Below are 14032 nucleotides of genomic sequence, written 5' to 3'. Positions count from 1 at the left end.
ACTAACAATCAACCGCTTATGAAGAAAAGTCCACTGCTGATGTTGGCCTGCTTATGGGGTGTACATGTCAGCGCACAACAGGTTAATGCCAGCTTATTCCGGTATCCGGATGTATCCCAGACACAGATTGCCTTCAGTTATGCCAACGATATCTGGCTTGTACCTAAAGAAGGAGGCACTGCGATCAGAATTACTTCACCTTCCGGCGTGGAAGTATTTCCGCGTTTCTCTCCCGATGGCCGCAAACTGGCCTTCACCGGCAATTACGACGGCAACAACGACGTATATGTAATGCCGGTTAGCGGCGGTGTGCCGTTAAGGCTCACCCAGCACGGGTCTACAGACCGCGTTATAGATTGGACGCCTGACGGAAAACAGGTGTTGTTTGCCTCTACAAGAGAAAGTACCAAAGATCGTTTTAATCAGTTTTATACCATCCCGGAAACTGGTGGCCCCGCAAGTAAATTGCCGTTGGCCTATGCCGAATTCGGCAGCTATTCTCCTGATGGAAAAAGCATGGCACTCACCACACGTACGCAGAGCTTCCGTAACTGGAAACGCTACCGCGGCGGGATGAAAGCCGAAATCCATATTTTCCGTTTTGATACCCGGCAATCAGAAAATATTTCCGCTAAAAGTGAAGCTGGGGACGAGTTTCCGATGTGGTATAAAAACCATATATACCTCTTGTCCGACCGTGGTCAGGAAAAAAGGATGAACCTCTGGCGATATAATGTAGATACTAAAGCTTTTGAACAGGTAACCCATTACACCGACTATGATGTACATACACCGGCTATGGGACCAGCAGATATTGTATACGAAGCCGGTGGCAAACTGTATACCCTCTCCCTCGAAACCCAACAATCCAAGGAAGTAAAAATCAATGTCACTACAGATGTGTCTACCCTGAAACCACGTACCATTGTGGCTGACAAGGATATCCTGTATGCAGACATCAGTCCCGATGGTAAACGCGCATTGATCGGTGCCAGAGGAGATGTATTTTCCCTGCCTGCCGAAAACGGCTTCGTAAAAGACCTGACCCGTACCAGCGGTGTGGCCGAACGCGATGCCGCCTGGTCACCCAACGGCAAATACATTGCCTGGTGGGGTGATAAGTCCGGTGAATATGAGCTGTGGCTGGCTGAAGCCGGCAAAGAAGACGCGGCTAAACAGATAACCCACCTGGGCGCTGGTTTCCGTTACCATGTGTACTGGTCTCCTGACAATAAAAAAATCGCCTACATCGACCAGACGATGAAAATAAACATCCTGGATGTAGCCACTGGAAAAATAACCAATATAGACAAGGCGGTTCGTTTTGAAGAGGGTGCTTATCGTAACTGGAAATGCAGCTGGTCTTCCGATAGCCGTTGGCTGGCGTATAGCCGTGATAATACCAACTGGCATAGTACAGCTTTCCTTTACAACCTGGCCACCAATCAACGTCATCAGGTAACCAGCGATTACTACGACACATCAGACCCGGTGTTCGATCCGGAAGGTAAATACCTCTTCGTCTTTACCAACAGATCATTTACGCCTATCTACAGCGATTTGGAAAGTTCCTTCATCTATGCCAATACTACCAAAGTGGCGGCCATCAGCCTGCGGAAAGACGTTCCACCGGTGATGTCTACACGTAATGATGTAGTGGAAGCAACTAAAGACGCAGAGGAAGCATCACCTAAAAAGGATGAGAAAAAGAAAGAAGGAGAACCTGCTAAAGCTGCTGGCAATGAAGTGAAAATAGATCTGGATAATATGGAAGCGAGGCTGTATCTGTTGCCTGTTCCGGCTGGTAACTACTCCCGCCTCAATGCTGTAAAAGGTAAAGTGTTGTACATCAACGCACCTAATACCGGCTCCGGTGATAAAGAGGCAACCCTGAAATATTTTGATCTCAAAAAAAGAGACGAAAAAGAAATCATCAAAAATCCGGGAGTATACCAGTTGTCTGCCAATGGTGAAAAAATTCTCATAGCTGGCGATCGTTATGCGATCATCGATGTGGAAGAAAACCAGAAGGCCGGCAAAACCCTTCGTATCAATGAAATGATCATGCAGCTGGACCCTGTACAGGAATGGAAACAGCTGTTCACCGACGCATGGCGCATAGAACGCGATTTCTTCTACGATCCGGGCATGCATGGTGTCAATTGGAACGAAGTAAGGGAAAAATACAGCCGTATCCTCGAAGGTGCCCGCACCCGCGAAGAAGTGAATTTTGTGCTGGGTGAGATGATAGGAGAACTGAATGCTTCTCATACTTACAACAGCGGTGGTGATCTGGAAAGCGCCCGCCAGATTAACGTTGGATACCTGGGTGTGGACTGGGAGGCTGACGGCAATTTCTATAAGATCAAACGTATCATCCGCGGTGCAGACTGGGATGCTGAAGCCCGCTCTCCACTCGATGAGCCAGGTGTAAACATACCCGAAGGCAGTTATATCCTGGCGGTAAACGGAGTACCGCTGACAACAGCCACAGAGCCGTTCAGTGTTTTCCAGGGTCTGGCAGACAAAGCAGTGGAAATCACCTATAACGCACGTCCTTCTATGGAAGGTGCTAAAACAGCTGTGGTGAAAACACTCAGAAGTGATTACCGGCTGCGCCACCTGGCATGGATTGAAAGCAACCGTAAACACGTTGCAGAAGCCACCGACAACCAGGTAGGATATATCTATGTACCCAGCACCGGCCTCGACGGACAGGATGAACTAGTACGCCAGTTCAGTGCCCAGTGGAACAAAGCAGCCCTGGTCATCGATGAACGTTTTAATAACGGTGGTCAGATCCCCGATCGTTTCATTGAGCTGCTCAACCGCAAACCATGGTCTTTCGCGGTTTCCCGTGATGGAGCGCCCATGTCAACTCCGCAGGTGGCCAACTTAGGCCCGAAAGTAATGCTGATCAATGGCTGGAGCGGTTCAGGCGGTGATGCCTTCCCAGACTACTTCCGCAAGGCAGGCCTCGGCCCCTTGATTGGTACCCGCACCTGGGGTGGCCTGATCGCTATCTCCGGAACGCCTACGCTGGTAGATGGAGGAGAAGTGACCGCACCTTACCTTCGTATATACAACCCCGATGGTACCTGGTTCCGTGAAGGCCATGGTGTAGACCCGGATATCGCGGTAGATGAAAATCTGGCCGATATGGCCAAAGGCATCGATCCTCAGATAGAACGAGCCATCACTGAAATAAAATCACTGCTTAAAACGAAAAGCTACAAAACTCCGGAACCACCGGCATATGAAAAACGCTGATCTATATCAACCACAATAATACTTAGCCCGTTTGGTCATGGTACCAGACGGGCTATTGACTTTTTAAACCGCCCTGTATGAACACAACCACCCCTAACAGAATCTCTTCTATTGATGTGCTGCGTGGACTTGTGATGGTGATCATGGCGTTGGATCATGCCCGTGATTATTTCCATATTACTGCTATGACGGCAGATCCGATGGATCCGGCCACGACCACAGTAGCCGCGTATTTCACCCGTTGGATCACCCATTTCTGCGCACCCACTTTTGTGCTCCTGTCCGGCATCTCCGCTTTTCTCGCAGCCCGGAGGAAAACAAAGTCTGCTGCCAGTATTTTCCTGATCAAACGAGGACTATGGCTGGTGATAGCCGAACTCACCATCGTGAACTTCGCGCTGACTTACAACCCTTTCTATAACTTTATCTTCTTGCAGGTGATATGGGCTATCGGCTGGAGCATGGTAATATTGGGGCTGCTCAGCCTATGGTCGCGGAAAGTGGTGCTGATAGTGGGACTGCTCCTGTTTTTTGGCCATAACGTGGTCGACTATATGAATTTCCCTAAAGAAGGAGCGGCATCGGTAATATGGCAGGTACTGCTCACCTCCAGGCCTATGGTGTTGCCATTGGATGCTACCCATGTTGTAGGTGTGTTTTATGCCGTGCTGCCATGGACAGGCATCATGCTGGTGGGGTATTCTATGGGCGAATGGTTTACCAGCGATTTCCCGGCGGCATTGAGAAAAAAACGGCTGCTGCTGGCAGGCTGGGGACTGGTGGTTTTATTTATAGTGCTCCGTTTTATCAACCTGTATGGTAATCCGATGCCATGGGTACATCAGCCTGACTTCCTGCGTAATGTGCTGGCATTCTTCAATACCAGCAAATATCCGCCTTCCCTGCAGTATGCCGGTATGACACTGGGCCCTGCAATACTGGCCCTGGCTGTTTTTGAGCAGGTCAAAAACAAATGGACGGATGTGTTGTCGGTATATGGCAGGGTGCCTTTTTTCTATTACCTCCTACATTTTTATCTGCTGCATGCCTTGCTGGTAGTGGTCTTTTTCCTTACCGGACATCATACGACCGAAATCATGGACCTGCGGATACCATTTCAATTCCGGCCTATGACTTTCGGATATTCGTTACCGGTAGTATACCTGATCTGGATAGCCGTGGTGGCGGTGTTGTACCGGCCATGCCGCTGGTACAATCAATACAGGGCAACACATCAGCAATGGTGGCTGAAGTATCTGTAATAAATACGCGTTGTTATTTATTATCCTGCCGCAAAGTAAAAGCAGTGATCATCGGTAGCAGCAGCAATAACAACAGAAAGCCCACCGGTTTGTGGTGATACAGTCCCTGTATCATCCGGGCTATACCTATGAGCAGGCAGCCGGCATTGAGTCGCCGGGCGAAGGCTGGCTGCCGCTGCCACGCAAGCAGGATGTTAGTCCCGGTAGCGATGATCAGCAGGATGTAAAAAATGAGGAACTGCGGGCCTGTCAGCATAAAAGGATTCCATCGCTGATAATGAAAATGGAGAAAAAAGAGTATGGAAAGGCCACAGCCTGCAGCGATGCAGTAACCGGACCATGGGGATGAAGTACGCATGTTGATTGGATTGTAAGGTTATTTAATCGCCACCTCCGCCTCCGCAACCACCACAACCACCGCAGCTGCTGCCACAGGAGCTGCCACAAGAGCTACCTGAACTGCAGGAGCTGCCGCTGGTACAGCCTGAGCTTGCGTCGGAGCTGTCTTTTTTACTATTTCTCGCAGTACGGTAGATGAGTATGGCTAGTAGAAGGAAGCCGAAGGTAGTTTCACCGGCAGTACATCCGGTCAGTAACAGGCTGGTTAGTAGTAGGATAGGAAACAGCCATCGCAGGGAAAAGATTCGGGAAACAATTCGTGGAAACCGGGGAGAAGAAGGAGGGGAATCTTGCCAGATATCGGCGGGAGGGCTTTCTCCGAAAACAGCCTGGTATAGTGCCTGTGTCTGGTCTTGCCATGTATCATGTCTGGCTTTCTCTGGTGGCCCGCCTTTGGAAGGATGATGGTGTATTTGGATGCCCAGTGTTTTGTCACAAAACTCTTCCCAGTAATTCTGCGTATACAGCAGATGCAGATGCCATACCTGGTCAGTAATGTAGGAAGGAGAGGCGCCGGTAGGAGAGATACAACAGAGGTAAATGAACCGGCGGTATTCGTTGATGGCCCTGTGCGTAAAGGCCGGGTCCCATTTGTTTTCCCTGGCCAGCTTGCGGGAGAAGGGTAGGGCCGCTGCAGGATCGTCGAAGCGGAAAGCGGCTATCTTTTGCCATAAGCTGTCCTGATGGTAAGCGGTCCCTTCACGGATACGCGGTGTGTAGTGTGTGATTGTTTTCATGATATTTTATGTTTTATTGTTGTTGATGGAAAGTTGAAATTTTCCGGTAATACCCGAATCTTCTGATTATCTTACAGCGTCTTATTATAGTCTTAAAATCGTCTTATTATGACAAGGGAAGAGCTGGTTAACCTCGAACGTTTAATGAATTATATTTCCTGGCAATTTCTTCGTAAAAAAGAATGGAAAGACGTGTCAAAAATAGAATGGGCACATGTTTCCGCTGAGTTTAATACACTGTTGGAGAAACAACGGAAAAAAGGAAAGATGACAGCAGCTCTTTTATCTTTCGGAGATAATTATTTTTATGAGCACCTGGTGATTAAAAAACTCAAGCCCTGGAAAAACCGTACTGCTGTAGCCACTATCAGCACCCCCAGTTTCTCCCGTTTAAATACCATCGCTAACGTACTGGGATATACGAATTATATTGATTTTATCAATACCGCATCAGAAGGATTTCCTTTTCATGAACTGAAAATAGGTATACCCCTGGCACCGGTCAATCATAAGCTGCTGGAGCATCTGGTGGGTTACTGGTACTGTTATAACCGCAATCTGCCCATGCGGGGCGAAAAGGAAGAAGACCGTATCTGGCGTTCCGCGCTGGAAATATACCGCTCCGGAGATGAATACCTGGTAGAACGTACCGGCAGAGACAATCACATGTACTACGGTAAAATCACCTCTTACGCTAACTACCTTTTTATCATCATGAACAGTACTACTTTCATTCGCCAACGGCACTTCGTTGGACGGTTGAAAGATGTGGAAGAGAAAATGAAACAGCCCGGTTTTCAGGTCAACGAACTTTCCTTTATCAGCACCTGTGTGAGCTTCTCTGAAGAACCCATCGCGCTTTACGAAATATTCGACAGGGTACCCAATCTGAAAAATTTTCAGAAAACTTCTGTTGATCTGCCTTTCGATAGTCCGCTGTTGCCTCCGCGTATCATGGCGCATCTGAAAGATGTCCGCCAAAACCGTATCATGGAGCATTAGCACCATGTCCGGAAATGAACAAGACCTGTTTTAAAATCGTACATTTATTCAAAAAGATGAATTTTAAAAAGCTGATTTTCATTGGCTTGTAGTGTGGCATTATCTTTTTATGGTGTGATTGTCACACTCGTCATGGGATTTAATGGCAGGTATAAATCAACCAGTAAATGATCAGGAATTATTTTAAAATAGCCGTGAGGAACCTTTGGAGAAACAAAGGCTTTTCCGCCATCAACATCTTCGGTCTGGCGATTGGGCTGGCCACTTGTCTGCTGATAACAATGTTTATTATTGATGAGCTGAGCTACGACCGGTCCAATAAAAAAGCAGATCGTATTTATCGCGTAAACGCAGATTTTCTGCTCAACGGAAATGCTTTCCGCGAAAGATACACGCCTGCTCTGCTGGGGGCCACAATGAAAAAGGATTTTCCGGGTATAGAGAACTATGTGCGCCTGCGGGGTTTCGGCGACCGTAGCATCCTCATCAAAAAGGGCAATGAAACACTGATGGAGCGATATGCCGGATTTGCAGACTCCACCATCTTCGATGTTTTTACACTTCCCCTGATAGCAGGAAATCCTAAAACAGCACTCGCGCGTCCCTTTACAATGGTCATCTCCAAAAAAATGGCCATGAAGTATTTTGGTACTACCAATGCAGTAGGACAGATACTGCATATCGATAATGCAGATGATTATCAGATAACGGGTGTGATGGAAGACATGCCGGCCGCTTCACACATGCATTTCGATTTTATCAAAGCGATGGCCGGTTTGCCGGATAGCCGCAATCCCAGCTGGATGGCGGACAACTACGATACCTATCTGCTGGTACGCCCTGATATCGGCGAAGCTACCATCAACAATTACCTGAAAACACTCACGCAAAACTATATGGATGGCCAGCTCAAAAAAATGACGGGCAGCAGCATTGCTGAGCTGGAGCGCAGTGGTGGCCATTTCCGCTATGATGTGCTTCCGCTCACTAAAATCCATCTGTATTCTCCTTTCACAAATGAAGTAGAACCAACCGGTAATATCCAGTATATATACATCTTTGGGGTGGTGGCTGTATTTATTCTACTCATGGCCTGCGTCAATTTTATGAATCTGTCTACTGCCCGTTCTGCCGGCCGTTCCAAAGAGGTAGGTGTGCGAAAAGTGCTCGGCTCACAGCGAAGGAACCTGGTTGCCCAGTTTCTGACAGAGTCTGTGCTCACAAGTATGATTGCGTTGCTGTTTGCAATAGCCCTGGCCTGGGCTTTGTTGCCTTACCTCAATCAGGTGGCAGGCAAAACGATTACGGTAGCGCTGTTGTTCAACAGATGGCTGTTACCGGGTATGCTGCTGACCATCGTTATAGTAGGGTTGCTGGCAGGTTCCTATCCGGCGCTCTTCCTTTCTTCCTTCGAACCGGTGAAGGTGCTGAAAGGTAAACTGGCAACAGGATTCAGAGGAGGCTGGCTCCGTAATAGTTTGCTGGTATTTCAGTTTTCTACCGCGGTAATTCTCATCGTGGGCACGTTGGTGATCTACAGTCAGCTGAATTATATCCGCAACAAAAAACTGGGCTATAGCCGTGAACAAGTGGTGGTGCTGCAAAATACCCAGTCACTTTGGGTACATGCCGCGACTTTTAAACAGGAAATCCTGCAGCTGCCTGGCGTAAAATCCGGTACCATGGCCGATGTGCTGCCTGTTTCATCTATTATGAACACCAGCATCTATTCCAGAGATGCGGCTGGCAGCGCCGGACAGGTGCTGGGCCTTTTTGAATGGAACGTAGATGCTGATTATATCAATACACTGGGGATGCAGATCGCAAAGGGTCGGAACTTTTCGCCGGATATGCCGTCAGACAGCAATGCCCTTCTTGTTAATGAAACAGCCGCCAAACTGCTGGGCTTCACTGACCTCGAAAACCGTTTCCTCTATCCCAACTACGATGGATATAAACCACTGAAAGTAATCGGCATTATCCGGGATTTTAACAGCGGCTCCCTTCGTAAGAAAATACCACCGATTGTGATGAGGCTGGCCCACCAGCCCAACTGCATGGCTTTCCGCATCAGTACAGACAATATCCCTGCATTGATGAGCAAGGTGGAAGATAAGTTCCATAATATGCCTAACATGGATGGACAGCCTTTCAGATATACTTTCCTGGATGATGATTTTAACCGCTTGTATCAGGCCGAACAACGTACCGGTAAAATATTTGTTTCCTTTACCTGTTTCGCTATTTTGATCTCCTGTCTGGGATTATTCGGGCTGGTGACCTACGCGGTGGAACAACGCACCCGGGAAATCAGTATCCGCAAGGTGCTGGGCGCCAGCGTAACCGGTATTGTTACCCTGCTCTCCAAAGACTTCCTGAAACTGGTAGCAGTAGCCATCGTAGTAGCGTCTCCGTTAGCCTGGTTTATAATGGACCGCTGGCTGCAGGACTTCGCCTACCGTATCCACATCAGCTGGTGGGTATTTGTACTCACCGCTGTACTGGCCGTACTCATCACTGTACTGACGATCTGCCTGCGGGCAATAAAGGCTGCCAGAGCCAATCCGGCGGTAACACTGCGATAAATTTGTCTTTTATACAATGCAGAAGGCGGGTTGTTTCAAACAGCCCGCCTTCTGCTCTATATAACCCTCATGCTTATACGTTGCACCCACACTTCACCGGAGGTTATCAATCACTGAAAACGCTGAAATTCACTATGGTAAAAAGAAATGCCTTCATCTCATCGTTATTTAATTATCTAGCAACAAAAAGTTTCTTCTAAAAATTATAAGTAAGCGAATATTCACTTATTTTTGGTTTATAAAATGATTTTTAAAATGAAATGTTTTTAAAAAGATATGCGGACGCGGAATGCCGAAAAAGAGGAACTCGTCAAAAAAATGACGGTGCAGATGATCGTAGCCAATGGCGTCGAAAATTTTTCAGTCAACAGCCTGGCTAAAGCATGCGGGATCTCTGTTGCCACCCTGTACATCTATTACAAAGACAAAGACGACCTGATCGTTCAGGTAGGAATAGATGAAGGGACACGTTTGAGTAATGCGGTATTAAAGGATTTTGATCCGGAGCAGTCTTTTGAAACCGGCTTACGCAAACAATGGGAGAACAGGGCTGGTTATCAGATGGCCAATCCACTGTCTACACAGTTCATGGAAAAGCTGCATATGTCCAGTTATGCGGATAAGATATCAGCTCATATTGCTGACCAGCTTGTACCTACTATGAGGCGGTTTGTAGAAAATGCATTGGCACGGAAAGAAATGAAATCTATGCCCATTGAGGTATGGTGGTCGCTCGCCTTTGGTCCTCTTTATTCCTTGCTCCGTTATCACCATCAGGGAAGCTTTATAGCAGGGAAGCCTTTCTCCCTGAACGAGGAAATCCTTTGGCAAACGTTTGATTCCGTTTTAAAATCGCTAAAACCTTAGATTAACATCCCCTATTTTAACTATTGATTTATCATGCAAACAGATACTACTAAGGTGCCCTTTACGGGGTATCAGAAATTCGTCATGTTCATACTGGCCATCACCCAGTTTACTGTAATCCTCGATTTTATGGTCATGTCGCCACTGGGCGACCTGCTGATGAAGTCTATGGACCTGAGTCCCAAACAGTTTGGTTTGGCTGTTTCGGCCTATGCATTCAGCGCAGGAGCTTCCGGGCTGCTGACAGCGGGCTTTGCAGACCGTTTTGACCGTAAAAAACTGCTCACCTTCTTTTATGGTGGTTTTATCCTCGGTACCATTTTTTGCGGTATGGCTCATACCTATCCCTTACTGGTGGCTGCGCGTATCATCACCGGCCTTTTCGGCGGTGTGATCAGCTCCATCTCCATGGCTATTATTACCGACCTGTTTGATATTCATCACCGTGGTCGTGTGATGGGCGTTATCTCTATGGGATTTGGCGCCAGTCAGGTGTTGGGTATTCCTATCAGTCTCTACTTCGCTAATCACTGGGGCTGGCAGCTGCCGTTCCTGTTGGTGGCCGGCCTCGCACTGCTGGTGCTGGTATTGATACAGGTGAAACTACAGCCGGTAACACAGCACTTGCTCAACCAGCAAAAGACTTCCGTTTTTTCTCATCTGATAAAAACGTTTGTCAACAAGGAATATCGTATCGGATTTACCTGCACAGCCCTGTTGTCTATTGGCGGCTTTATGATGATGCCTTTCGGTAGCGCTTTTGCTGTCAATAACCTGGGCATGACCCAGGAACAGCTGCCACTGCTGTTTATGGTGTCCGGTATCACAGCGTTGATACTATTGCCATTCGTGGGTAAACTGTCCGATAGGATCGATAAGTTCAGGGTATTTGCTGTAGCTGCCGTATGGATGGTCTTCATTGCACTGATCTATACCAATCTGGGGCAAACACCTTTGTGGATGGTCATCCTGCTGAATGTGCTGCTGATGATCGGTATCCTGAGCCGTACAGTCCCCTGCAACGCACTCACCAGTGCGGTTCCCCATATGGCCGACAGAGGCGCGTTTATGAGCATCAACTCATCCCTGCAGCAGATTGCAGGCGGTATTGCTGCCACCATCGCAGGATTCATCGTGGTGCAGAAAAACAAACAGAGTCCCCTCGAACACTATAATACCGTTGGTTATCTGATGACAGTCATGACGCTCATTAGTATCTGGATGGTGTACCGTGTAAGTGAACTGGTAAAATCCAGGCTGCGCGCAGCAAAAGCTTAAATAAAAAACGGGTGCTCCAGCAAGGGGCACCCGCTTTTTCGTATATGGGGAATAGTTAGTAGATACGTGTAAGTAGTAAAGCAGCTAAGTATAACCCTATCCCATACACGGTATGGGCCATCAGACTACGCATCCTGGCTACGTCCGGCTTCGGTGTTCTGGATGCAGCAATACCAAGCCCCATGCCCGGCTGCATCAGGAAAAAAGGCGCTACCGTGGTTCCTATTCCAATAATCAAAGCCGGCCCGATAGTAGGAGATGCCGTCCACTGTTCGCCCCAGATTAGTACCAGCAGTATAGAAAAGGTAATGCCGATCATATAATGCGCCATCCATCCAATAGCTGTTTCTCCCGGTATAGGCGCTGCTGTCGCAATACTTTGATGCATGTATTTCCCTTTGGTCATATGCCCGATCCAGCGGCCTACAAAAGCATAATTGAGTGACGGAATGCTAAAAAATGTCTTCAGAAAGATAGCCCACAGGTCCATGATGATAGTTGCGCCAACGCCTATCAAAATAGCTTTAATAATCATTTCCATTTGTTGGTATTTTTTTAAAAAAAGTATTAAAAAGTTTCACCGGTCAATTCCGCGTTGATGGCAAATCCTGCCATGGATCCGGAATGCACGGCAGTAGCAATAGAGCGGAACGAAGAATTGTCGCCACAGGCAAAAACACCCGGCACACTGGTCCTGCGTGATGCGTCTGTTTTTATCAGGCCTTGCGGTATCAGTTCACACCCCAGCTGCTGATGAATATCTGAATGTTGTATTGCTTTAGGTCTGGCGTACGCCGCCTGCAACGGATGCCTGCTGCCATCTGCCAGATGCAGGGCCTTTAACTGTGCGCCCTGATGCTCAATTCGCGAGATGTCAGTTTCCACAATGCCGATCTGATTTTTTTGTATCCGCTGTAGCTGTTCGGTCGTCAAAGTAGATTTACCATTGGTAAATACCGTGAGTTGTTTGCTCCAGTTGGATATCAGCTGTGCCAGTTCAAAGGCGGTGTCTCCATTGGCGATAATGCCCGTAGGTTGGTGACCGTATTCATATCCGTGGCAATAAGGACAGTGAATAATGGAAGTCCCCCAACATGCTGAAAATCCTGCTATGTCCGGTAATACATCCTTAACACCACTGGCCAGCAAAAGTTTTTTGCCTGTAAATTGATGTCCTTGTTGGGTTTTAACGATGAAACCATTACTGGTGGCGCTGCCGCTGATAGCCAGGCCATCATAGAAAGTAACGTTTTTGTAGGCTGCTACCTGCTGTCTGGCTTTGTTACGGATGACTGCCGGCTTTTCTCCGTCTTGTGTGAGGAAGTTATGAGATGCAGGCGCCTGTTTGTTGCAGGGTTGACCACTGTCAATCACCAGTACTTTCCGGAAGGCCCGTCCCAGAGCCAGTGCAGCCGATAATCCTGCATAACTGCCGCCAATGATAATGGTATCAAAAACAGCTGTTTCCGGTTTAGTTCCGGCCGGCGCAAATGATACCAACGCGCCAGGCAGGGCCGATAAAGAAAGCAATATGCCATTCTGAGAAATAAACTTTCGTCTTGTAATCATAATATTGTATTTCGAACACTGATATTAGTTCCGAACGGTGTTCGGTTTTTTGAGACAAAAAAATGGAATATCATTCCATTAAGCCAGGTCAGCCATGGTGGCCAGGATGCCATAAGAAGCGGCTCCGTTGACCACCAGTCCTGTTTCCCGTTAAAAAGTTGTATTACTTGTGTTTGGCATGGATGATCGCTGCAATGGCATGTTCAAGTATCTTGTGGTTGACCTCCTTGCCCAGCTTTTCATTGACTATGTTGATGGACACAAGGCCATGCACAGTGGCCCACAATGCATAGTATTTATTGATTACAGCCTCATCGCTGACAGCAGAGCCTGGGATCAGGCCGGTAATGGCCGCTGTAAACAACTGGCGGGGAAGGTCTATATTCCTGATTTCACCCTCCGGCTTCGGACAGCTCACCTGTATACCATACATCAGCTTGTACAGCTCTTTATGGCGGAATGCGAAGCTCCAGTAGGCCAGCCACATCGCACTTACTTTTTCGGCCGCTGCGGTATGGCTGGCTCCGGCTTTTTTAACGGCATTGGCCAGTAGGGTATAACCTTGCCCTGTCAGCTCCGCCAGGATGGTGTCTTTGTTGGCAAAGTATTCGTAGATAGTGGCGGCAGCATACTCAATACGGTCTGCTATTTTGCGCATACTCAGCGCCAGACAGCCTTCTTCAATGATGATTTCCAGCGCCGCATCCAGGATGTTTTTCCTAACCTGCTCTTTCTCCCTGGCAATCCTTTCTTTACTACCCATGACAAAAAATTAAAAAATGTTGTTTGATTTTCGAACAGTGTTCGGCAAATTTAGTACGGAAATAACAAACAGACAATATTTTTTATTATTTCCGGTCGCCGGCAGGCTGCCGGTCCGTTGCATCATTATAAATAATTTTCCTGTTGCGGATGGTATAGCCCTCCTGATCAAAATGCCGGCTGTCTGCATGAGGATCTGCTTTCAGTAAAACGATATCCGCATCCATGCCTTTAGATTGAGCATAAAAAAAGTGGAAGTATGATCAGTAGGAGAGATAGGATGGTCCTCATATAATTATCG

12 protein-coding genes are annotated in these 14032 nt (G+C 47.6%); 6 read left to right on the top strand and 6 right to left on the bottom strand.

All coding sequences use genetic code 11. The features are described from left to right. The first annotated feature begins 18 nt into the window (after positions 1-18). On the top strand, positions 19-3270 hold the full coding sequence (locus DF182_RS31635) for a S41 family peptidase (RefSeq protein ID WP_113619913.1): 3252 nt from the start codon (positions 19-21) through the stop codon (positions 3268-3270). Positions 3271-3347: 77 nt separating this feature from the next. After that, positions 3348-4532, top strand: a complete 1185-nt coding sequence (locus DF182_RS31630; RefSeq protein WP_113619912.1) for a DUF1624 domain-containing protein — start codon at positions 3348-3350, stop codon at positions 4530-4532. A gap of 13 nt (positions 4533-4545) precedes the next feature. Here the strand turns inward: DF182_RS31630 and DF182_RS32220 are convergent, their stop codons facing one another. Both DF182_RS32220 and DF182_RS31620 read right to left on the bottom strand, forming a co-directional pair. Then, on the bottom strand, positions 4546-4890 hold the full coding sequence (locus tag DF182_RS32220; RefSeq protein ID WP_147243611.1) for a hypothetical protein: 345 nt from the start codon (positions 4888-4890) through the stop codon (positions 4546-4548). A 22-nt stretch (positions 4891-4912) separates the two neighbouring features. Further along, entirely contained in the window at positions 4913-5668 is a 756-nt protein-coding gene (locus DF182_RS31620; RefSeq protein WP_113619910.1) for a glycine-rich domain-containing protein, read from the bottom strand. Positions 5669-5776: 108 nt separating this feature from the next. On the opposite strand from DF182_RS31620, the gene DF182_RS31615 reads away from it, so the two are divergent. The 4 genes from DF182_RS31615 (at position 5777) to DF182_RS31600 (ending at position 11400) form a co-directional block, all read left to right on the top strand. Beyond that, positions 5777-6670, top strand: a complete 894-nt coding sequence (locus DF182_RS31615) for a hypothetical protein (RefSeq protein WP_113619909.1) — start codon at positions 5777-5779, stop codon at positions 6668-6670. Between the two features lie 167 nt (positions 6671-6837). Beyond that, a complete protein-coding gene (locus tag DF182_RS31610) occupies positions 6838-9255 on the top strand; it encodes an ABC transporter permease (protein ID WP_113619908.1) in 2418 nt (805 codons plus the stop codon). A gap of 276 nt (positions 9256-9531) precedes the next feature. Next, complete coding sequence (locus DF182_RS31605) at positions 9532-10122, top strand: TetR/AcrR family transcriptional regulator (RefSeq protein ID WP_113619907.1); 591 nt, start codon at positions 9532-9534, stop codon at positions 10120-10122. A gap of 33 nt (positions 10123-10155) precedes the next feature. Further along, on the top strand, positions 10156-11400 hold the full coding sequence (locus tag DF182_RS31600; protein WP_113619906.1) for an MFS transporter: 1245 nt from the start codon (positions 10156-10158) through the stop codon (positions 11398-11400). A 55-nt stretch (positions 11401-11455) separates the two neighbouring features. On the opposite strand, the gene DF182_RS31595 is transcribed toward DF182_RS31600, so the two are convergent. The 4 genes from DF182_RS31595 to DF182_RS32430 form a co-directional block, all read right to left on the bottom strand. After that, positions 11456-11941 (bottom strand): DUF2938 domain-containing protein, encoded by a 486-nt coding sequence (locus tag DF182_RS31595; RefSeq protein ID WP_113619905.1) that lies wholly within the window; start codon positions 11939-11941, stop codon positions 11456-11458. Between the two features lie 26 nt (positions 11942-11967). After that, positions 11968-12969, bottom strand: coding sequence for an NAD(P)/FAD-dependent oxidoreductase (locus tag DF182_RS31590; protein ID WP_113619904.1), 1002 nt, complete (start codon positions 12967-12969; stop codon positions 11968-11970). A 163-nt stretch (positions 12970-13132) separates the two neighbouring features. After that, complete coding sequence (locus DF182_RS31585; protein ID WP_113619903.1) at positions 13133-13732, bottom strand: TetR/AcrR family transcriptional regulator; 600 nt, start codon at positions 13730-13732, stop codon at positions 13133-13135. Between the two features lie 85 nt (positions 13733-13817). After that, a complete protein-coding gene (locus DF182_RS32430; RefSeq protein ID WP_153260025.1) occupies positions 13818-13958 on the bottom strand; it encodes a hypothetical protein in 141 nt (46 codons plus the stop codon). Positions 13959-14032: the final 74 nt, after the last annotated feature.

The organism is Chitinophaga flava (genome assembly GCF_003308995.1).
GTDB lineage: Bacteria > Bacteroidota > Bacteroidia > Chitinophagales > Chitinophagaceae > Chitinophaga > Chitinophaga flava.
The sequence above is the reverse complement of the archived record's forward strand: the minus strand, read 5'-3'. Positions and strand labels throughout refer to the sequence as shown.